Source organism: Streptomyces sp. NPDC033216 (genome assembly GCF_055577115.1).
The window spans coordinates 94,829-115,743 of sequence record NZ_JBVIQK010000002.1; the positions used below are offsets into that span (position 1 = coordinate 94,829).

Annotated in this window: 18 protein-coding genes and 1 pseudogene; 12 read left to right on the forward strand and 7 right to left on the reverse strand. The window is 71.5% G+C overall.

Going from position 1 to position 20,915, the window contains the following annotated elements:
- The first annotated feature begins 31 nt into the window (after positions 1-31).
- On the forward strand, positions 32-259 hold the full coding sequence (locus ACZ5Y0_RS03940; RefSeq protein ID WP_469127529.1) for a hypothetical protein: 228 nt from the start codon (positions 32-34) through the stop codon (positions 257-259).
- Positions 235-897 (forward strand): annotated as a pseudogene (locus ACZ5Y0_RS03945) (cellulose-binding domain-containing protein); the annotation flags it as partial. The gene ACZ5Y0_RS03940 and the pseudogene ACZ5Y0_RS03945, both read left to right, overlap by 25 nt.
- Positions 898-1,113: 216 nt before the next feature.
- Here the strand turns inward: ACZ5Y0_RS03945 and ACZ5Y0_RS03950 are convergent.
- Entirely contained in the window at positions 1,114-2,274 is a 1,161-nt protein-coding gene (locus ACZ5Y0_RS03950) for a THUMP-like domain-containing protein (RefSeq protein WP_469127027.1), read from the reverse strand.
- 129 nt (positions 2,275-2,403) lie between these two features.
- Here ACZ5Y0_RS03950 and ACZ5Y0_RS03955 point away from each other — a divergent pair, with 129 nt between their 5' ends.
- The 4 genes from ACZ5Y0_RS03955 (at position 2,404) to groL (ending at position 6,735) form a co-directional block, all read left to right on the forward strand.
- Entirely contained in the window at positions 2,404-3,294 is an 891-nt protein-coding gene (locus tag ACZ5Y0_RS03955) for a polysaccharide deacetylase family protein (protein WP_469127028.1), read from the forward strand.
- A gap of 68 nt (positions 3,295-3,362) precedes the next feature.
- Positions 3,363-4,307, forward strand: a complete 945-nt coding sequence (locus ACZ5Y0_RS03960; RefSeq protein ID WP_469127494.1) for a polysaccharide deacetylase family protein — start codon at positions 3,363-3,365, stop codon at positions 4,305-4,307.
- Between the two features lie 381 nt (positions 4,308-4,688).
- On the forward strand, positions 4,689-4,997 hold the full coding sequence (gene groES, locus ACZ5Y0_RS03965; RefSeq protein ID WP_020132158.1) for a co-chaperone GroES: 309 nt from the start codon (positions 4,689-4,691) through the stop codon (positions 4,995-4,997).
- A gap of 112 nt (positions 4,998-5,109) precedes the next feature.
- A complete protein-coding gene (gene groL, locus ACZ5Y0_RS03970) occupies positions 5,110-6,735 on the forward strand; it encodes a chaperonin GroEL (RefSeq protein WP_469127029.1) in 1,626 nt (541 codons plus the stop codon).
- A 208-nt stretch (positions 6,736-6,943) separates the two neighbouring features.
- Here groL and ACZ5Y0_RS03975 read toward each other — a convergent pair whose 3' ends face one another.
- The 3 genes from ACZ5Y0_RS03975 to ACZ5Y0_RS03985 form a co-directional block, all read right to left on the reverse strand.
- Complete coding sequence (locus ACZ5Y0_RS03975) at positions 6,944-7,633, reverse strand: ester cyclase (RefSeq protein ID WP_469127030.1); 690 nt, start codon at positions 7,631-7,633, stop codon at positions 6,944-6,946.
- 75 nt (positions 7,634-7,708) lie between these two features.
- Complete coding sequence (locus tag ACZ5Y0_RS03980) at positions 7,709-8,482, reverse strand: SDR family NAD(P)-dependent oxidoreductase (protein ID WP_469127031.1); 774 nt, start codon at positions 8,480-8,482, stop codon at positions 7,709-7,711.
- 96 nt (positions 8,483-8,578) lie between these two features.
- Positions 8,579-9,247 (reverse strand): MOSC domain-containing protein, encoded by a 669-nt coding sequence (locus ACZ5Y0_RS03985; RefSeq protein WP_469127032.1) that lies wholly within the window; start codon positions 9,245-9,247, stop codon positions 8,579-8,581.
- Positions 9,248-9,339: 92 nt separating this feature from the next.
- On the opposite strand from ACZ5Y0_RS03985, the gene ACZ5Y0_RS03990 reads away from it, so the two are divergent.
- Positions 9,340-10,236: a LysR family transcriptional regulator gene (locus ACZ5Y0_RS03990; protein ID WP_469127033.1), complete on the forward strand. Its 897-nt coding sequence runs from the start codon at positions 9,340-9,342 to the stop codon at positions 10,234-10,236.
- A 101-nt stretch (positions 10,237-10,337) separates the two neighbouring features.
- Here ACZ5Y0_RS03990 and ACZ5Y0_RS03995 read toward each other — a convergent pair whose 3' ends face one another.
- Entirely contained in the window at positions 10,338-10,664 is a 327-nt protein-coding gene (locus ACZ5Y0_RS03995) for a WhiB family transcriptional regulator (RefSeq protein ID WP_469127034.1), read from the reverse strand.
- A 379-nt stretch (positions 10,665-11,043) separates the two neighbouring features.
- Here ACZ5Y0_RS03995 and ACZ5Y0_RS04000 point away from each other — a divergent pair, with 379 nt between their 5' ends.
- From ACZ5Y0_RS04000 to ACZ5Y0_RS04015, 4 genes are all read left to right on the forward strand, one after another.
- Positions 11,044-11,655, forward strand: coding sequence for a response regulator transcription factor (locus ACZ5Y0_RS04000; protein ID WP_003948568.1), 612 nt, complete (start codon positions 11,044-11,046; stop codon positions 11,653-11,655).
- A gap of 676 nt (positions 11,656-12,331) precedes the next feature.
- Positions 12,332-12,919 carry a sigma-70 family RNA polymerase sigma factor gene (locus tag ACZ5Y0_RS04005; RefSeq protein ID WP_356560271.1) on the forward strand — a complete coding sequence of 196 codons (588 nt, stop codon included), beginning with the start codon at positions 12,332-12,334 and terminating at the stop codon, positions 12,917-12,919.
- A 225-nt stretch (positions 12,920-13,144) separates the two neighbouring features.
- Positions 13,145-14,653 (forward strand): IMP dehydrogenase, encoded by a 1,509-nt coding sequence (guaB, locus tag ACZ5Y0_RS04010; protein ID WP_469127035.1) that lies wholly within the window; start codon positions 13,145-13,147, stop codon positions 14,651-14,653.
- A 125-nt stretch (positions 14,654-14,778) separates the two neighbouring features.
- Complete coding sequence (locus ACZ5Y0_RS04015) at positions 14,779-15,903, forward strand: GuaB3 family IMP dehydrogenase-related protein (RefSeq protein WP_469127036.1); 1,125 nt, start codon at positions 14,779-14,781, stop codon at positions 15,901-15,903.
- A gap of 378 nt (positions 15,904-16,281) precedes the next feature.
- On the opposite strand, the gene ACZ5Y0_RS04020 is transcribed toward ACZ5Y0_RS04015, so the two are convergent.
- Positions 16,282-17,490 (reverse strand): nucleotide sugar dehydrogenase, encoded by a 1,209-nt coding sequence (locus ACZ5Y0_RS04020; RefSeq protein ID WP_469127037.1) that lies wholly within the window; start codon positions 17,488-17,490, stop codon positions 16,282-16,284.
- 293 nt (positions 17,491-17,783) lie between these two features.
- Between ACZ5Y0_RS04020 and ACZ5Y0_RS04025 the strand changes: the two genes are divergently transcribed.
- Positions 17,784-19,490, forward strand: a complete 1,707-nt coding sequence (locus ACZ5Y0_RS04025) for a glycerol-3-phosphate dehydrogenase/oxidase (RefSeq protein ID WP_469127038.1) — start codon at positions 17,784-17,786, stop codon at positions 19,488-19,490.
- A 105-nt stretch (positions 19,491-19,595) separates the two neighbouring features.
- On the opposite strand, the gene ACZ5Y0_RS04030 is transcribed toward ACZ5Y0_RS04025, so the two are convergent.
- Positions 19,596-20,702 carry a serine hydrolase domain-containing protein gene (locus ACZ5Y0_RS04030; RefSeq protein WP_469127495.1) on the reverse strand — a complete coding sequence of 369 codons (1,107 nt, stop codon included), beginning with the start codon at positions 20,700-20,702 and terminating at the stop codon, positions 19,596-19,598.
- Positions 20,703-20,915: the final 213 nt, after the last annotated feature.

Below are 20,915 nucleotides of genomic sequence, written 5' to 3' on the forward strand. Positions count from 1 at the left end.
TTGCACGGCCGAAACTTTCGGAGGCACCCTCATGAGAACCTCCAGTCCGCCCCTGGCGACGTCCGGTCCGTCCACCAGGGCGCCCCTTCCGTCGTTCCGGGCCCGACTCGCCGCTCTGCTCGCCGGGGCGGCCACCGTCGGCGCGCTGATCACCACCGGCGCCACCACCGCCCACGCCGCCGACGCCCCGCTGCGGGACCTCGCCGCCGCCAAGGGCAAGGTGATGGGGACGGCGGTCACCGGCTCCAGGCCCACCTGATCCTCGGTCAGGTGCCGTCCACCCTCCAGCAGAACATCCAGCGCTTCGCCGACCTCGGTGTGGATGTGGCGATCACCGAGCTGGACATCCGGATGCAACTGCCCTCGGACGGCGCCAAGCTCACCCAGCAGGCCGCCGACTACAGGGCCGTCACGAACGCCTGCCTGGCGGTGACCCGCTGCGTCGGTGTCACGGTGTGGGGCTTCACCGACGCGGACTCCTGGATCCCGGACACCTTCCCGGGGCAGGGCGCGGCGACGCCGTACGACGAGGACTACGCGCCGAAACCGGCGTACCGCGCGATCGCCGAGGCGCTCGGTGGGACCGCGACCGAACCGCCCACGGGTGCCTGCACCGCGGCCTACAGCGTCACCAGCCAGTGGAACACCGGCTTCACCGGACAGGTGAGGATCGCCTGCTCGGGGGCGGCGCTGTCGTCGTGGAAGGTGAGCTGGAACTTCGGGGCCGGTCAGCGGGTCACACAGGCGTGGAACGCGACCTGCGCACAGACGGGCGTGGTCGTCACCTGTTCGCACGCCTCGTACAACGGGACGGTTCCCGACGGTGGTTCGGTGACCTTCGGGTTCAACGGATCGTGGACCGGGAGCAATCCGGTGCCCACGGTGACCCTGGGGTGAAGGTGACCCGCCGACCCCAGGGCCCTCCGGAAGGGATCCCGCTCGGCCGCTGTCCCTGACGGTCCACCGATCGGCCCGGCGCCGGTCACCACCTGCCCCCGGTGTCCGCGGCGACCTGCTCCAGCGGCCGTACGGTGCGGACGCGCCCGGAGGCCGAGGGGCCGCGCGGCTGACCGGCGGCGAACGGGAACGCGAACTGCTGCCGCGCCGGGCCGCTCAGGCCGGGTGACCGACGAGCATCGTCGGCGCCCCCGCGACCCGCGTGAGGAACACGGTCGCCGCGTTCGGGCCCTGCGGCTTGACCTTCTTGCGCAGTTCCTCCGGCTCCACCGCCGAGCCGCGCTTCTTCACCGTCAGGACCCCCACCCCCCGCTGCCGCAGCAACGCCTTCAGCTTCTTCACGTTGAAGGGCAGCTGGTCGGTGATCTCGTAGGCGGTGGCGTACGGCGTCGGCCGGAGCGTGTCCGCGGTGACGTAGGCGATGGTCTCGTCGACGAGCCCGCCGTCCAGTTCCCGCGCGACCTCGGCGACCAGATGGGACCGGATGACGGCGCCGTCGGGCTCGTACAGGAAGCGTCCGACCGGCCGGACCCGTGGATCGGGCAGCCCGGTGCCGAGCAGGGTGCGCGGGCCGGGGAGGAGGGTGGCGCGTACGGCGCCCGGCTCGGTGCCGAACCACAGCACGGCCTCCTTCACGTCCCCCCCGTCGGAGATCCACTCGGCCTCGGCCCCGGCGGGGACGACGTCGTGCGGGATGCCGGGCGCCACCTTGAGCGCACCGTGCGAGGCCTTCGTCGCCGCCCCGATCGCCCAGGACAGCGGCGGCGAGTAGGCCTCCGGGTCGAAGATCCGCCCCCGGCCGCCCCGCCGCGCCGGATCGACGAACACCGCGTCGTACCCGCCCGTGTCGACCTCCGTGACGTCCGCCTCCCGCACGTCGATCAGGTCGGCGAGCCCCAGCGCCTCGGCGTTGGCCCGTGCGACGGCCGCCGTCAGGGGGTCGCGGTCCACGGCGAGCACCCGGATCCCCGCCCGCGCGAGCGCGATGGCGTCGCCGCCGATCCCGCAGCACAGGTCGGCGACGGAGGTCACGCCGAGCGCCTTCATCCGCTCGGCCCGGTAGCCGGCGACGGTCGCCCGGGTGGACTGCTCGACCCCGTTCGGCGTGAAGAACATCCGCTCCGCGTCCTCGGCCCCGAACTTCGCCGCCGCCCGCTGCCGCAGCCGGGCCTGCCCGAGCGCGGCCGAGACCAGCTCGGCGGGGTGGTCACGGCGCAGCCGGGTGGCGACGGCCAGTTCGTCGGCGGGGGCGGTGCCGCGCACGGCGTCGAGGAGGGCGCGGCCCTCGGGGGTGAGGAGCGGGGCGAGGTCGTTCACCGGCTCATTGTGGGCCAGTCGGTGGATGGTGCGCCTCCGGCGGCGGTGTCGGGCGGGGTTGCGCGGAGGTGACTGCGAGGATCCGGCGCCATGGGATCAGGATCAGTCGTACAAAATGATAAAAAGGGGATGTGTCGGGTGGGTGTCGGAGTCGGCCTCACCGCCCTCGCCATGGCCGCCCTCGCCTCCGGTTGCGCGCCCGACGCCACCGGCACCCGTCCGGCCCCCGGCCAGCAGCCACCCCAGGGACAGCCCGCCCGCTCCCTGCACACCTACGCGGCCAAGCTGCGCGCCGCGCACGCCGCCCGGGCCGCCGCCACCAGACGCTGGGGACTCGAGAAGGTCCCGCTGACACCCCCCGCGCCGCCCACGACGAAACCGGCGATCACCACCCGCGAGGGCTTCGAGGTCGAGGACCACGAGGAACTGGACCTCCCGCCCGTCTTCACCACCATCCCCACGAAGGACAGGGTCGTCTTCCTCACCATCGACGACGGCGCCGAGAAGGACCCGGCGTTCCTGCGCATGATGAGCGACCTGAAGATCCCCTACACGGCATTCCTCAGCGACTACCTCGTCAAGGAGGACTACGGCTACTTCAAGAAGATGCAGGACGCGGGGGTGACCCTGAACAACCACACCCTCCACCACCCCTACCTGCCCGCTCTCTCCTACAGCCGCCAGAAACGCGAGATCTGCGGCATGCAGGACGTCATCGAGAAGCACTACGGCAGACGCCCGGAACTCTTCCGCCCGCCCTTCGGGAACTACAACCGCGACACCCTGCGCGCCGCGAAGACCTGCGGCGTGAAGTACGCCCCGCTGTGGAGCGAGGAGGTCTTCGTCGACCACTGGGACTACCGCGAGTGGGACCGCGACCTCCACCCCGGCGACATCGTCCTCACCCATTTCCGGGGGCACGCCGACTGGAAGGGCACCATGCCCGACATGATCCGCCGCTTCCTCAACATGGTCACCGACAAGGGCTACGCGGTGGCCCGGCTGGAGGACTACCTGTGAGGAGTCGGGGGGCGGCGGGCCCGGTGGCCGGAAGGCGGCCGCCGACCGCCACACTGCTCGCGCCCGCCATGGTCCTCGCCGTGGCGCTGACGGGCTGCGCCCCGTCGGTCGGCCCGCTCGAGCCCCCGGGCCGCAACGCGCCGGAGCACGGGGGATCGGCGGGGCCGCGGGCGGAGCGAGACGTCCGGTCGCCGGCACGGGCGGCGGTGGAGGGGCCGCCGTCGACGGGCCGCGCGGCGGAACGGGGTGTCCGGTCGGCGGGGCGGGCGCCGGGGCCGAGCCCGGGGACCGACCAGGATGTACGCGCGCGGACCCCGGCCCCGGACCAGGCGTACCGCCGCTGGGGACTGGTCGCCCCGCTCGCCCCCGCCCCCCGCCCCGCCCGCCCTGCGCCGACCGCCGCCCCCGCGGGCAGCCCGGCCCGCCCCGCCCTCCCGCCGGTCGTCGACCGGATCCCGACCCGCGACAAGGTCGTCTTCCTCACCTACGACGACGGCGCCGAGCGCGACCCCCGCTTCGTCGCCATGGTCCGCGAGCTGCGCCTCCCCGTCAGCATGTTCCTCACCGACAGCGTGGTGGGTCCCGGCTACGCCCACTTCGCCCGGCTGCGGTCGGTCGGAGCGGGGCTCCAGAACCACACCCTCGACCACGCCGCCCTGCGCGGCCTGCCCTACGCCGGCCAGCGCGCCGAGATCTGCGGTCAGCAGAACAAGCTCAAGTCCCGATTCGGCCTGCGCCCCCGTCTGTTCCGCCCGCCGTACGGGACGTACGACCGGACCACCCTGCGCGCGGCCGCCGACTGCGGCATCACGGCGGTCGTCCTGTGGCGGGCGTCGATGGGCCCCACCGACCTCTCCTTCGCCCACGGCTCACACCGGCTGCGCCCCGGAGACGTCGTCGCCGTGGACCCCGACGAGGCGGAGGGCCCGAGCCTGCGGGAACGCACGACAAGACTGCTGCGACGGGTCCAGGAACAGGGCCTGACGGTGGGCCGTCTGGAGGACTACCTGTGAGGGTCACCCGTGCGCGCCCGTCCGGTCGGGTTCCCGGCCCGTCCGGAGGTGCCCCTCGGTGAAGCACGGGGCGAGAGTCCCGGGGTGGAGGCCCTCAGGGCCGGAAGCGGGGAGCATGAGGGAGGCAACCCCTCGCCACACCGGCACCGGACGACGGCGCCGGACGGCCCCACCCGCACCCCGATTTCGACGGAAGCGCCGCACCGCACTGGCACTCCGCTTGACCGAGTGCTAACCGCGGTCATAGTCTCAGGACTGGCACTCCCCACTGGAGAGTGCCAACTACGCGACGGGCAGGTCCGGCACCCGCGACGACGGATCCACCTGGTCGCCACCTCAGACAGTTAACCCCGTGAGATCTCCGAAGGGGGAGGTCGGATCGTGACGACCACCAGCTCCAAGGTTGCCATCAAGCCGCTCGAGGACCGCATTGTGGTCCAGCCGCTCGACGCCGAGCAGACCACGGCCTCTGGCCTGGTCATCCCGGACACTGCGAAGGAGAAGCCCCAGGAGGGCGCCGTCCTCGCCGTGGGCCCGGGCCGTTTCGAGAACGGCGAGCGCCTGCCGCTCGACGTCAAGGTCGGCGACGTCGTCCTGTACAGCAAGTACGGCGGCACCGAGGTGAAGTACAACGGCGAGGAGTACCTCGTCCTCTCGGCCCGCGACGTGCTCGCGATCATCGAGAAGTAATTCACCCAGTTTTGCAGTGAACTGCGCCCCTGGCCCCCGCGTCTTTGTGAAGCCGGGTGCTGGGGGCGCGGTTCGTTTCTCCCACGTTTTCCGAGAGGGCTGAACCGCTCCCATGGCGAAGATCCTGAAGTTCGACGAGGACGCCCGTCGCGCCCTCGAGCGCGGCGTCAACAAGCTTGCCGACACGGTCAAGGTGACGATCGGCCCCAAGGGCCGCAACGTCGTTATCGACAAGAAGTTCGGCGCCCCCACCATCACCAACGACGGTGTCACCATCGCCCGCGAGGTCGAGCTGGACGACCCGTACGAGAACCTCGGCGCGCAGCTGGTGAAGGAGGTGGCGACCAAGACCAACGACATCGCGGGTGACGGCACCACCACCGCCACCGTGCTCGCCCAGGCGCTGGTCCGCGAGGGCCTGAAGAACGTCGCCGCCGGCGCGTCGCCCGCCCTGCTCAAGAAGGGCATCGACGCCGCGGTCAAGGCCGTCTCCGACGAGCTGCTGGCCTCGGCCCGCCCGATCGACGAGAAGTCCGACATCGCCGCCGTGGCCGCGCTGTCCGCCCAGGACCAGCAGGTCGGCGAGCTGATCGCCGAGGCGATGGACAAGGTCGGCAAGGACGGCGTCATCACCGTCGAGGAGTCCAACACCTTCGGCCTGGAGCTGGACTTCACCGAGGGCATGGCCTTCGACAAGGGCTACCTGTCGCCGTACTTCGTGACGGACCAGGAGCGCATGGAGGCCGTCCTCGAGGACCCCTACATCCTCATCAACCAGGGCAAGATCTCCTCCATCGCCGACCTGCTGCCGCTGCTGGAGAAGGTCATCCAGACCAACTCCTCCCGGCCGCTGCTGATCATCGCCGAGGACCTGGAGGGCGAGGCGCTCTCCACCCTGGTCGTGAACAAGATCCGCGGCACGTTCAACGCCGTCGCGGTGAAGGCTCCCGGCTTCGGTGACCGTCGCAAGGCGATGCTCCAGGACCTGGCGGTCCTCACCGGCGCCACGGTCATCTCCGAGGAGGTCGGCCTCAAGCTCGACCAGGTCGGCGTCGACGTGCTGGGCTCCGCCCGCCGCGTCACCGTCACCAAGGACGACACCACGGTCGTCGACGGTGCCGGCAAGACCGAGGAAGTCCACGGCCGCGTCGCCCAGATCAAGGCCGAGATCGCGAACACCGACTCCGACTGGGACCGCGAGAAGCTCCAGGAGCGCCTCGCGAAGCTGGCCGGCGGCGTGTGCGTGATCAAGGTCGGCGCCGCCACCGAGGTGGAGCTGAAGGAGAAGAAGCACCGTCTCGAGGACGCCATCTCCGCGACCCGCGCCGCGGTCGAGGAGGGCATCGTCTCCGGTGGTGGCTCCGCGCTCGTCCACGCCGTGAAGGTCCTCGAGGGCAACCTCGGCAAGACCGGCGACGAGGCCACCGGTGTCTCCGTCGTCCGCAAGGCCGCCGTCGAGCCGCTGCGCTGGATCGCCGAGAACGCCGGCCTGGAGGGTTACGTCATCACCTCCAAGGTCGCCGAGCTGGACAAGGGCCAGGGCTTCAACGCCGCGACCGGCGAGTACGGCGACCTGGTCAAGGCCGGCGTCATCGACCCGGTCAAGGTCACCCGCTCCGCCCTGGAGAACGCCGCCTCCATCGCCTCCCTCCTCCTCACGACCGAGACCCTGGTCGTCGAGAAGAAGGAAGAGGAGGAGCCGGCCGCCGCTGGTCACAGCCACGGCCACTCCCACTGACGCACGTCAGCAACCGAGGCCCGGCCCCCGAAAGGGACGCCGGGCCTCGGCGCGTCCGCTCACACGACAGCGGGCCGCGTCCGTGCGGACATGTCCGTCCGGCCGCTGGGCGGGTGGTGTCCGCCACGAGGCTGACGGGGACGAGGAGAGGCGGCCGGTTCCCCGGCCGCCTCTCCTCGCACACCTCTCGGCGGCGGATCCTCGCGGGCTACTCCCCGAGTACCCCCAGTTGCTCCATCAGACCCGCGCGGTCGTACTGCCACCAGCCCTCGCAGATCATCCCGTCGCGGAACCGCTGCCAGGTCATGCCGGTCATGGTGACATCCTGCCCGGTGGCGGGGATGCCGACGAAGTCGCCCTTGTGCCGGGCGGTCCAGGTCCAGCGGGTGCACACGCTGTCCTCCTGGGCGATCTGGTCGTCGACCCGGAAGGAGAAGTCGAAGGCCCGCCGCCACCCGGCGAATTCCTCGCGTGCCGCCCGCACCCCCTCGCGCCGCGGGCCGGAGGGATCGTGGTCCACGTAGTCGTCGGTCACCCGATCGAACAGGCGGTCCGTCTCCATGGTCCCGGCCTGCTCGAACCACTCCCGCGCCGTCTCGCAGTTCAGCTGCTCGTCGCGCACCACTTCCAGATCGGTGAAGGTCGGCAACTCGTCACAGAGCGCGACCATGTCCTGGAAGATCTTGTCGGTCTCCGGGAGGTTCGAGTTCCGCATCGCCTCCTCGTACGACGGGAACTCCACGATCTCGACGAAGTGCGACGCGTCCGACCGGTCCTTCCCGACCAGCGCATGCGTCGCCGTCCGCTTCCCCTTGGTCTGTTCGACCCACGTGTCCATCAGCCGGTTCATCTCGTCGAACCGGCTCGTCCTGCAATCGATGAGCTGTACGAACGTCATCGCGCCGCCTCCGGCCCCCCTGGGTCCGGCCCTGTCACGCCCATTTTCCCACCGGAACCGCGCGGTCGCCGTCCACTACTGAGGCCCGTACTTCCGCCCGGTCCGTGAGCTGACCCCGCCCAGCAGCGACCGGGGTGTCACCTTCACCAGACCCATCAGCACCTTGTACCGCGGATCGGGGATCGACACCGACCTCCCGCGCGCCAGGTCCGCCAGCGCCGCCGCGACCAGCTTGTCCGCGTCCAGCCACATCCAGCCGGGGATGTTGTCGGTACCCATCCCGGCGCGCTCGTGGAACTCGGTGCGCACGAACCCCGGGCACAGCGCCATCAGCCGCACCCCGCTGCCCGCCAGGTCCTTCGCCGCCCCCTGCGTGAACTGCACGACCCACGCCTTGGACGCGCCGTACGTCCCGCGCGGCACGAAGGCCGCCACCGAGGCCACGTTGACGACACCCCCGCGCCCACGCTCCCGCATCACCTCGGCCGCCGCCGACGTCAGCCGCAGCACCGCCTCGCAGTGCACCTTGAGCATCTTCAGCTCGTCGGCCATCGATACGTCGAGGTAGCGGCCCTTGTTGCCGAAACCGGCGTTGTTGATCAGCAGGTCGACGGGGTTCCTGCGGTCGCCGAGCCGGGCGGCCACCGCCTCGATGCCCTCGTCCGTGGCCAGGTCGGCAGTCAGCACCTCCGCCTCGATGCCGTGCCGGTCGTGCAGTTCGGTCGCCTGCTCGCGCAGCCGCTGGGTGTCCCGGGCGACGAGGACGAGGTCGTGCCCGTCCGCCGCGAGCCGCCGCGCGAACGCGGCACCGATACCCGCGGTCGAACCCGTAATCAGAGCCGTTGTCATGGCAGAAGGTTAGTGACCCGGAGTCCGGGCGTCCGCTCCGCGCACACGGCCTGCGGAATGTGGAGAAGCCGTGTGCGCGCTCACGGTGACGGCGGATCAGCCCCCGTACCTCTCGACGTACTTGCGGGCGGCCGCCAGCGACTCCGGGTGCAGTGCCTCGCCCGCCGCCAGCAGCCGGGGCAGCAACTCCCGGTGGGTGGTGGTGGCCTGGAACTCCATCCGGGCCGTCACCTCGTGCTCCGGCAGGTGGACGATCTCGACCGCGTCCCCCGCGCGTATCTCTCCCGGCACGATGACGCGCAGGTAGGCGCCCGTCGCGGCCTTCCGCGTGAACCGCTTGACCCAGCCCTTCTCGCCCACATGGCCCTGGAAGGTGCGGCAGGGAATCCGCCCCGCCGTCACCTCCAGGACGACCTCCGGGCCGATCCGCCAGCGCTCACCGATCCGCGCCCCGGACACGTCCAGGCCGGTGGTGGTGAGGTTCTCGCCGAACGCGCCGTTGGCGAACGTGCGCTCCAGCTCGCGCTCCCAGTCGTCCAGGTCCTCGCGCGCGACGGCGTACACCGCCTGGTCGTTCCCGCCGTGATGGCGCAGGTGGCACACGGTGTCCCCGGCCAGGCCGCTCCCCCCGACGCCCTTCGGGCCGGGCGCGGCCACCCGCACCGGCCCCTCGACCGGCCGCTTGTCGATTCCGGTCAGCCTTTCCGGATGATCGGTGTACGACACGGCCTTCGGACGGCCCACATTGACGGACAGAAGCCTCATGGCGGCACGCTAAGCGACCGACGGTCAAAGTGTCGACGCATTATCGGCCCCCGTACCCAAGGCTCACTTATGCGACTCGCTATGCTCGAAGAATGATCGAGGCCCGTCATCTGCGCGTGCTGCGCGCCGTCGCCGCCACCGGGTCCTTCTCGGCGGCGGGGCGCGAGCTGGGCTGCACCCAGCCCGCGATCAGCCAGCAGATGAAGGCCCTGGAGACATCCGTCGGCACCCCCCTGCTGGTGCGCAGCGGCCGCCGGATGCGGCTGACCCAGGCGGGCGAGGCCCTCGTACGGCACGCCGCCGGGATCCTCGCCGGACTCACCGCCGCCGAGGAGGAGATCGCCGCCATCGCCGGCCTGCGTGCCGGGCGGGTCCGTCTCGTCTCCTTCCCCAGTGGCAGCTCCACCCTCGTCCCGACTGCGCTGGCCGCCCTGCGTGCCGCGCACCCCGGCACCCGCGTCTCCCTGGAGGAGGCGGAGCCGCCCGAGTCGGTCGACAAGCTGCGCGCCGGCGACTGCGACGTCGCCCTCGCGTTCCGCTACGTGGACGCGCCGAGCGCCGAGGAGTGGCCCGACCTGGTCGTCCGCCCCCTGCTGACGGACCGGCTCGTCGCCCTCCTGCCCGAACGCCACCGGCTCGCGCGCGCGGACTCCCTCGCCATCGGCGAACTCGCACGCGAGCCCTGGATCGCCGGCTGCCCGCGCTGCCGCGGCAGGCTGGTGGAGGTGTGCGAGACAGCAGGCTTCACCCCCCGCATCGACTTCGCGACCGACGACTATCCGGCGGTGGTCGGCCTGGTGGGCGCAGGCCTCGGCGTCGCCGTCCTGCCCCAGCTGGCGATCGAGTCGGTGCGGCCGCGGGGCGCGCGGGCGGTGACCCTTGAGCCGGCGGTACGGCGGGAGGTCGTCGCGCTCACCCTCCCCGACCTGGCCCAGGTGCCCGCGGTGGCGGCGACGCTGGAGCAGCTGGGGCGGGCGGCGGCGCGGTAGCCGCACCGTCGGCAGGGGTCGTGGCAGACGGCGGCGGCTCCGCAACAGAACGAGGGCACGCGCGTGTGCGGATGCCCTCAGCTAGGTGAAGAAACGTTCCTTCAGGTGTTCGAGACACCGCCCGGGCCGGCCGACGACGACACCAGACGGTTGCGCGCCCGCCCCATGAGCTCCTCGCGCTCGTCCTCGGTCAGCCCGCCCCACACGCCGTACGGCTCCCTCACCGCCAGCGCGTGCGCCGCGCACTGCGCGCGTACCGGGCACCTCATGCAGACCTCTTTGGCCGAGTTCTCGCGAGCGCTCCGCGCCGCCCCGCGCTCGCCCTCGGGATGAAAGAAGAGCGAGCTGTCCACACCGCGGCAGGCAGCCAGGAGCTGCCAGTCCCACAGGTCCGCGTTCGGTCCGGGAAGGCGGGAGAAATCTGCCATTGCGTGACCCCTTGTAGCCGTGCTGAGCGGATACGGTGCCCACGACCGTACAACTACGATCTAAGGAGATGAAAATATGACTCATTGCGAATCTAGCCTCAGACACCAGTAAATGGGAAGAAATAGGGCTGAACGGGGCACGGGTTGTGGGGAAAGCTTGAGGGTCCGCGCGGCTCTCCCTGCCGTATCCGGCCCCTCACGTAGAGTGCCGAAGAATGCACGCGGCCCCGTAACTCTTTCGAGTGACCATCGTTGAGAGTGCGGTGGCGGTTGAAAACACAAACGCTCGGGCAAGCGTCCGAGACGGTCGACCGCACAGGTGACGATACGTACCAGCCTGGAGGCACAAGGTGACGCGCATCAGCTGCGGAGGGCGGCCATGACTTCCGTCCTCGTCTGCGACGACTCCCCGCTTGCCCGAGAGGCGCTCCGCCGCGCGGTCGCGACCGTGCCCGGTGTCGAGCGCGTGACGACGGCGGCCAACGGCGAGGAAGTCCTCCGCCGCTGGGGCGCCGACCGCTCGGACCTGATTCTGATGGACGTGCGCATGCCTGGCCTGGGCGGTGTCGAAACCGTCCGGCGGCTGCTGTCCGCCGACCCGGGCGCGCGCATCATCATGCTGACCGTCGCCGAGGATCTCGACGGCGTCGCACTCGCGGTCGCCGCCGGCGCCCGCGGCTATCTGCACAAGGACGCCTCGCGCGCCGAACTGCGCGCGACGGTCACCCAGGCCCTCGCCGACCCCACGTGGCGGCTCGCCCCGCGCCGACTGCGCTCGGCCGAGATGGGCGCCGCGCCCACTCTCACCGCGCGCGAGATCCAGGTCCTGGAAGGCATGAGCCACGGCCGCTCCAACGCCGAGATCGGCCGGGAGCTGTTCCTCTCCGAGGACACCGTGAAGACCCACGCCCGCCGGCTGTTCAAGAAACTCGGCGCCTCGGACCGTGCGCACGCCGTGGCGCTCGGCTTCCGGTGGGGACTGGTCCGCTAGGGCGGGTCCGACAGTTCCCGCCGGACGCGCGACGCCTGGTGCGGCACTACGCCGCGTTGTGGGATCACCCGAGTACATCCGGTACGCGGACGGTCCTCGGCCCCGCGGCGCACCGCACCGGACGCCGGGCACTGATCCGACGCGCATTGTCGGACATGCCCCTAGGGCCGCCGTCGCTGCCTGATCCCGGACCGGTCATGCCGGGGAGCCGCTTCTGGCGAGCGGCGGCACGTGCTGGACGCCGGTGCGCGGGGTCCGGCGCGTGAGGCCGTCGGCGTCGTCGGCGGGGGAGCGCGTGCGGCGCGGTGCCGGGCGGTCCGGGGCCTTCGGAGCCAGGGCCGTGCGAACCGTACGACGGACTTTTCGAGCGAGCCGAGCCCAGTGGACAGGAGCGCGGGAATGGATGAAGTTCCCTGCTCGCGCGGGGTGCGAGGCTTGCGGGAATGTCCCGTCGGCCGGGCGGTGGCCGGGGGCCGCACAGGGCCTCGCCGGATGCCCGCTGCTCGTTTCGCCGCGGATGCCGCATCCTTGAGGTGTGGAGTTCCTCGGGGACGAGTCGGTCGAGCGGGAGGGGAGGGCGCAGGGGATGAGTTCCGGCGCACCTGCTCATAACGCTTCGGTGCACAACGAAGGGCACGGTGCCGCGGCCGGTCCGGCCGCAGTGCACCATGGACCGATGCGCGAAGACGAGGCGGTCCGTGCCCCTGGGGCGATCGGCGGACTCGTGCATCGCGCCGTGGACGGCGACGAGCAGGCCACGCACGACCTGCTGGCCCATGTCCACCCCCTCGCCCTGCGCTACTGCCGCACCCGGCTGTCCCGTCTCCCCGGCGACGCGCGCCACTTCGTGGAGGACCTGGCGCAGGAGGTCTGCGTGGCCGTCCTGCTCGCCCTTCCGCGCTACAAGGACACGGGCCGTCCCTTCGAGGCCTTCGTCTTCGCCATCGCCGCCCACAAGGTCGCCGACCTTCAACGCGCGGCGATGCGCCACCCCGGCTCCACGGCGGTTCCCTCCGACGAGATGCCGGAACGCCCCGACGACTCCCTCGGGCCGGAGGAGCGGGCACTGCTGAGCAGCGACGCCGAATGGGCGAAGAAACTGATGGCCAACCTGCCCGAGAACCAGCGGGAATTGCTGCTGCTGCGCATCGCGGTGGGCCTCACGGCGGAGGAGACCGGCCAGATGTTGGGAATGTCACCCGGGGCCGTACGGGTGGCCCAGCACCGCGCACTGAGTCGGCTGCGGGCCCTCGCCGAGCAGTAGACCCGTCGTCGTTCCTCCGCCGGAGGCGCGACTGCCGGTTTCCACGCGGACGGCCGGAGACGCCTACGCTGGACAGGGTCGGCGGCCGCTTTCGCCGAACAGACCGCGCGCCGCCACCGTAGGAACATACGAAGCCCGGAGTCACGTCGGAGCGTGGAATTCCGGGGGTGCGCTTCCCGTTAGCATGGACATCCGCACCGATCAAGGCCATTTGGGGAAGGTGTCATGACTGCCAACGTCGACGGAGTGCCCGGAAAATTCGCGACGCTCGGGCTGACCTACGACGACGTGCTGCTGCTGCCGGGCCCGTCGGACATGGCTCCCGACGAGATCGACACCGCCTCGTACGTCTCCAGGAACGTGCGGGTGAACATCCCGCTCCTGTCCGCCGCCATGGACAAGGTCACCGAATCGCGCATGGCGATCTCGATGGCCCGCCAGGGCGGCGTCGGCGTTCTGCACCGCAACCTCTCCATCGAGGACCAGGCCAACCAGGTCGACCTCGTGAAGCGCTCCGAGTCCGGCATGGTGGCCGACCCGATCACCATCCACCCGGACGCCACGCTCGGTGAGGCCGACGCCCTGTGCGCCAAGTTCCGCATCAGCGGCGTTCCGGTGACCGACGGCAACAAGAAGCTGCTCGGCATCGTCACCAACCGCGACATGGCCTTCGAGACGGACCGCGCACGCCGCGTCCGCGAGGTCATGACGCCGATGCCGCTGGTCACCGGCAAGGTCGGCATCTCCGGCGTCGAGGCCATGGAGCTGCTGCGCCGCCACAAGATCGAGAAGCTGCCGCTCGTCGACGACGCGGGCGTCCTCAAGGGCCTGATCACGGTCAAGGACTTCGTCAAGGCGGAGAAGTACCCGCTCGCCGCGAAGGACGCCGAGGGCCGCCTCCTCGTCGGTGCAGCGGTCGGCGTCGCCGGTGACGCCTTCGAACGCGCCCAGGCCCTCATCGAGGCGGGCGTCGACTTCATCGTCGTCGACACCGCGCACGGGCACTCCCGCCTGGTGGGCGACATGATCGCGAAGATCAAGTCCAACCACACGCGCGTGGACGTCATCGGCGGCAACGTCGCCACCCGGGACGGCGCCCAGGCCCTCGTCGACGCGGGCGCGGACGCCATCAAGGTCGGTGTCGGCCCCGGCTCGATCTGCACGACCCGTGTCGTCGCCGGCATCGGCGTCCCGCAGGTCACCGCCATCTACGAGGCCGCGCTCGCCGCGAAGGAGGCCGGTGTCCCGGTCATCGGCGACGGCGGCCTCCAGTACTCCGGCGACATCGCCAAGGCCCTCGTCGCGGGCGCCGACACCGTGATGCTGGGCTCGCTGCTCGCGGGCTGCGAGGAGTCGCCGGGCGAGCTGCTGTTCATCAACGGCAAGCAGTTCAAGTCGTATCGCGGCATGGGTTCCCTGGGGGCCATGCAGACCCGCGGCGAGCGCAAGTCGTTCTCCAAGGACCGCTACTTCCAGGAGGGCGTCGCCTCCGACGAGCAGCTGATCCCCGAGGGCATCGAGGGCCAGGTGCCCTACCGCGGCCCCCTGTCCTCCGTCGTGCACCAGCTGGTCGGCGGCCTGCGCCAGTCGATGTTCTACGTCGGCGGCCGTACGGTCCGGGAGCTCCAGGACAACGGCAGGTTCGTCCGGATCACCTCGGCGGGCCTCAAGGAGAGCCACCCGCACGACATCCAGATGACGGTCGAGGCGCCGAACTACAGCGGCAAGAAGTAGCGGCACACGCGCGTGCCGTCCGTTTCACCCGTCCGAGGGCGGCCCCGGAACCTCCGGGGCCGCCCTTGTCGTGCCCGTCGGCGATACTGGTAGACGCTGCAACGCATCAGGGAAAGGCCACACACGTGACTGAGATCGAGATCGGGCGCGGCAAGCGCGGCCGCCGGGCGTACGCCTTCGACGACATCGCCGTCGTCCCCAGCCGCCGTACGCGGGACCCGAAGGAGGTCTCGATCGCCTGGCAGATCGACGCCTACCGTTTCGAGCTGCCGTTCCTGGCCGCCCCCATGGACTCCGTGGTCTCGCCGGCCACCGCGATCCGCATCGGCGAGCTGGGCGGCCTGGGCGTGCTCAACCTCGAGGGCCTGTGGACGCGGTACGAAGACCCGCAGCCGCTGCTGGACGAGATCGCCAAGCTGCCCGTCGACACGGCGACCCGCCGGCTCCAGGAGATCTACTCCGCCCCGATCAAGGAGGAGCTGATCGGGCAGCGCATCAAGGAGGTGCGCGACTCGGGTGTGGTCACCGCCGCCGCGCTCTCCCCCCAGCGCACGGCCCAGTTCTCCAAGGCGGTCGTCGACGCGGGCGTGGACATCTTCGTCATCCGCGGCACGACGGTCTCCGCGGAGCACGTCTCCGGCTCGCACGAGCCGCTGAACCTGAAGCAGTTCATCTACGAACTCGACGTCCCGGTGATCGTCGGCGGCTGCGCCACCTACACGGCGGCCCTGCACCTGATGCGTACGGGTGCCGCGGGTGTCCTCGTCGGCTTCGGCGGCGGCGCGGCGCACACCACGCGCAACGTGCTCGGCATCCAGGTCCCGATGGCGACCGCGGTGGCCGACGTCGCCGCCGCCCGCCGCGACTACATGGACGAGTCCGGCGGCCGGTACGTGCACGTGATCGCGGACGGCAGCGTCGGCTGGTCCGGCGACCTGGCCAAGGCCGTCGCCTGCGGCGCCGACGCCGTGATGATGGGCTCCCCGCTCGCGCGCGCGACCGACGCGCCCGGCCGCGGCCACCACTGGGGCATGGAGGCCGTCAACGAGGAACTGCCGCGCGGCCAGAAGGTCGACCTCGGCACGGTCGGCACCATCGAGGAGGTCCTCACCGGCCCGTCCCACACGCCGGACGGCTCGATGAACTTCTTCGGCGCCCTGCGCCGCGCCATGTCCACCACCGGTTACAGCGAGCTGAAGGAGTTCCAGCGCGTCGAGGTGACGGTGGCGGACTCGGTGCACCGGCGGTAGTCCGCGGGGTCTTCGGCAGGGGTCGGCCGGCTCACCGAGTGAGCCGGCCGGCCCCTTTCGCGTTCCCGGACGGACGGGCATGGGGACGTGCGGCGTGGGTGGGGCGCACGGTCGCCTTCGGGGCGAGTGCGTGCCGGTCGGGGGGCGCAGGCGAGTGCGTCCGAGGCGGGGTCCCGGTGGTGAGGTGTGCCCCCTGCCAGGGGCATGGCTGCCGAACCGAGCCTTGGGGCCCGGTCCGACTTCCTGAGTTCCTGCACGAGCCGTCCACCGGGCCGTCGGCCGGCGTCGTCAGGGTCCGACGAGCCCTACCGTGAGACCGCTGACCGCTGACCGCCGGCGCCCAGCCGCCGGAGTTCGGTCGGCCTCGTGCGCCCTGCCTCACAACCGGTGCGCCGCCCCGGTCGGAGTGGCGCCGCGCGTGTCCAGCAGCAGTTGTGCCTTCACCGAGAGGCCCTGGAGGTCATACGTCCGGTGCTGCTGGAGGAGGATCGTCAGGTCGGCGTCGGCGGCGGCCTCGTACAGGGAGTCGGCGCGGGGGACCGGGCGGTCCAGGACGCTCCAGGACGGGACGTGCGGGTCGTGGTAGCTGACGGCCGCGCCCAGTTCCATCAGGCGGATCGCGATCTCGCGGGCGGGGGTGCCCTGCTGGTCGGCGAGGTCGGCCTTGTAGGTGACGCCGAGCAGCAGCACGCGCGCGCCCCGCGCCGACTTGCCGTGCTCGTTGAGGAGGGTGGCGGCGCGCTGGACGACGTAGCGGGGCATGCGGCTGTTGACCTGCTGGGCGAGTTCCACCATGCGCAGGGGGCTGCCGGGGTGGCCGGTGCGGTCCAGGGGCACGGAGTGGCCGCCGACGCCGGGACCGGGGCGGAAGGCCTGGAAGCCGAACGGCTTGGTCTCGGCGCAGCGGATGACGTCCCAGAGGTCCACGCCCAGGTCGTTGCAGAGGACGGCCATCTCGTTGACCAGGGCCATGTTCACGTGCCGGAAATTGGTCTCCAGGAGCGTCACGGTCTCGGCCTCCCTGAGGCCACGCGCGCGTACCACCTTGTCGGTCAGACGGCCGTAGAACGCGGCGGCGGACTCGGTGCAGGCCGGGGTGAGGCCGCCGATGACCTTCGGCGTGTTGGCGGGTGTGAAGTCGCGGCGGCCGGGGTCGACCCGGCTGGGGGAGTACGCGAGGTGGAAGTCGCGGCCCGCGCGCAGGCCGGACGTCTCCTCCAGGAGCGGTCGCAGGAACTGCTCCGTCGTCCCCGGGGGCACGGGCGACTCCAGGATCACGGTGGTGTGCGGGCGCAGGTGGCCGGCCAGGGTGCGGGCGGCCGACTCCACCTGGCTCAGGTCGAGCCCGCCGTCCGCGTCGCGCGGGGTGGGCGCGCAGATGACGGCGGTGCGCACCCGGCCCAGCTCGGCCGGGTTGGTGGCGGGCCGGAAACCCTCCGAGAGCATCCGGCGCAGCTCCGCGGGACTCAGGGAGCCCGGCTCGGGCCCGGTGCGGTAGCCGAGCGTGGGGATGCCGGCGGCCACGGCGGCCTGGGCCAGGGGCAGGCCGAGCGGGCCGAGTCCGATGACGGCGAGATCTGCGGGCATGGCGTGGGCCGTCCTTCCCAATAACCGGAGCGGGGGAGGTGCGCAAGCCCTGTGGACAGGACGGGCGAGCGCAATGTCAGACTAGGAGTAAATATGACCGATTTGCGGGATTGATCGGCTGTGTTTCCTGGGTGGCTCGGCGTGGGACCTGTGCTGTTCCGTGAGGGTTGTCCACAGGCTGGGTGCGAGTGGTGGCTGAAGTCGGGCAAGACGGTCACCATTGGGGCATGGGGGATCCGGGCCGTCCCCGCCCTGAGGGGCGCGGCCGGCGCGACCGACAGCGGGAGGCAGCGGTGAGGACAGCGACACTGGGGCCGGCACAGCGAGCCGAGTCACTTGCGGCCATGGCCGAGCGCGAGCTGGACGTGCTGGTCGTGGGAGGCGGGGTGGTCGGCGCGGGCACCGCCCTCGACGCCGTGACCCGCGGCCTGTCCACGGGCCTGGTCGAGGCTCGGGACTGGGCGTCAGGCACATCGAGCAGGTCGAGCAAGCTGATACACGGCGGCCTGCGCTATCTGGAGATGCTCGACTTCGACCTCGTCCGAGAGGCGCTCAAGGAGCGCGGACTGCTGCTGGAGCGGCTGGCGCCACACCTGGTCAAGCCCGTGCCGTTCCTGTACCCGCTCCAGCACAAGGGCTGGGAGCGGCTGTACGCCGGTTCGGGCGTCGCGCTGTACGACGCGATGTCGATGGCCCGCGGGCACGGCCGGGGCCTGCCGACCCACCGTCACCTGAGCCGCCGTCACGCTCTGCGCGTCGCCCCCGCCTTGAAGAAGGACGCGCTCGTCGGCGCCCTCCAGTACTACGACGCCCAGATGGACGACGCCCGCTTTGTCGCCACCCTGGTGCGCACGGCGGCGTCGTACGGCGCGCAGGTCGCCAACCGCGCGCGCGTGACGGGCTTCCTGCGCGAGGGTGAGCGGGTCGTGGGCGCGCGCGTGCAGGACGCCGAGGGTGGCGGGGAGTACGAGGTCCGGGCCCGGCAGGTCGTCAACGCCACGGGCGTGTGGACCGACGACACGCAGGCCATGGTGGGGGAGCGGGGACAGTTCCACGTCCGCGCCTCCAAGGGCATCCACCTCGTCGTGCCGAAGGACCGCATCCACTCCTCCACCGGCCTGATCCTGCGCACGGAGAAGTCCGTGCTGTTCGTCATCCCCTGGGGCCGGCACTGGATCGTCGGCACCACCGACACCGACTGGGATCTCGACAAGGCCCACCCGGCCGCCTCCAGCGCCGACATCGACTACCTGCTGGAGCACGTGAACTCCGTCCTCGCGGTGCCGCTCACCCGCGACGACGTCGAGGGTGTCTACGCCGGCCTGCGCCCGCTGCTCGCCGGCGAGTCGGACGCCACCAGCAAGCTCTCCCGTGAGCACACCGTCGCCCATCCCGTACCCGGTCTCGTCGTCGTGGCGGGCGGTAAGTACACGACGTACCGCGTGATGGCCAAGGACGCCGTGGACGCGGCGGTGCACGGCCTCGACCTGCGGGTCGCGGAGTGCGTCACGGAGGACGTCCCCTTGCTGGGCGCGGAGGGCTACCGGGCGCTGTGGAACGCGCGAGCGCGCATCGCCGCCCGGACCGGCCTGCACGTGGTGCGCGTCGAGCATCTGCTGAACCGGTACGGCTCGACGGCCGAGGAACTCCTCGACCTCGTCGCCGTGGACCCGACGCTCGGCGAACCGCTCCAGGCGGCCGACGACTACCTGCGCGCCGAGATCGTCTACGCCGCCTCGCACGAGGGGGCTCGGCACCTCGACGACGCGCTGACGCGGCGTACCCGCATCTCCATCGAGACCTTCGACCGGGGCGCCCGCAGTGCCCGGGAGGCGGCGGAGCTGATGGCGCCGGTCCTGGGCTGGGACGCGGACCAGATCGAGCGCGAGGTCCAGCACTACGAGAAGCGGGTGGAGGCCGAGCGGGAGTCGCAGCGGCAGCCCGACGACCTGACGGCGGACGCGGCGCGGCTGGGGGCGCCGGACATCGTGCCGCTGTGAGATCCCCACGGTCCTGTGGGTGAGGGCGGGTAGGCCGCGGGCCTGCCCGCTCGCTTCACTCGAACGAGTGTCGTGGGTCGGGATCTCCGTTCGGGACCCGCTCGTTCAAGAGGTGTGAGGGCAGAACTCGGCGGCGAGCAGGGCCGGTTCGAGGTCGGGATCCGCCATCGCTGTCGTGTTCACGCGGAAGGTGAGGACATGACGGCCGTCGACGGTGGCCGCGGTGCGCACGTAGCTGCCCGAGATCCGGCCGTTGTGACCCCACACGGTCACTCCGCAGGGCAGCCGCGCCGGGATCAGCCCCAAGCCGTACGAGCCGTGTGCGGCGCGGGTGTCGAGCATCTCGCGCAGCCAGTGCGAAGGCAGCAGCTCGCCGCTCAGGAGTGCCGAGGAGAAGCGGTTCAGGTCGGCGAGGGTCGTCACCAGCTCGCCCGCGGCCCCGGCCACCCGTGGGTCGAGTTCGGTGACGTCGGTCCCGTCCGTGTCGTGGGCGCGGCCGTGCGGGGAGGGAAGAGAGGTGCGGGACCCGGGAAAGGAGGTGCCGTTCAGACCCAGCGGATCGAGGATGCGGTGCTCGGCCTCCGTGGCGTAGGAGCGGCCGGTGACCTGTGCGACGACCAGGCCGAGCAGGACGTAACCGGTGTTGGAGTAGGCATAGCGGCCGAGGTCGGCCGGAGGGTGGGTGAGGGCGATACGGATGGCCTGGGCAGGGGTGAGGGGGCGAGTGCCGCCGGTGTCCCGGACGAAGTCGTACAGGCCGCTGGTGTGGGTCAGCAGGGAACGCAGGGTCAGCGCGCGCCCGTCGTTCCCGGCTCCCCGCACCAGGCCGGGCAGGTACCGCTCCACCGGGTCGGAGAGCGACAGCCGCTGCTCGGAGGCCAGTTGGAGCACGACGGTCGCGAGGAAGGTCTTGGTGATGCTGCCGGCCCGGAAGTGGTCGGACCGGGAGATGTCCGGGCCGGACTCGGCGTAGCGGGTGGCGCTCCCCTCGCGGGCCAGCAGGGCGGCGGCGGGAGCCTTGCCCCGGGTGCGGAGCAGAGGGAGCAGCGAGTCGGCGGTGTCCGCGGTCTCGGCGGCGTCGATCGTGGCGGTGGCGGTGGCGGTGGCGGCGGCGCGGGTGGCGGCGGCGCGGGGGGCGGGGGCCGGGCGGAAGGCGGCTGTGGTGGTGGCCAGGAGGGCCAGGGCCACGGGGATGACCAGGAGTCCACGCATCGGTCGTGTCACGGAGTCTCCCCCTCCCCTCCACTTCCTGTCCCTGATGTGCCCATCATGCAGGGTGGGAGGGGAACCCCCTGCCGGACCCATGGGTGGGCTTACGGCGGGTACGCGGTCGATGGGCGGCGTGAGGAAGGGGACTTTTCTGCATCGGACGAGGCTCGTTCGGCTCGTTGGCCGAAGTGTGCTGCACCTTCTGGCCGGAATGCA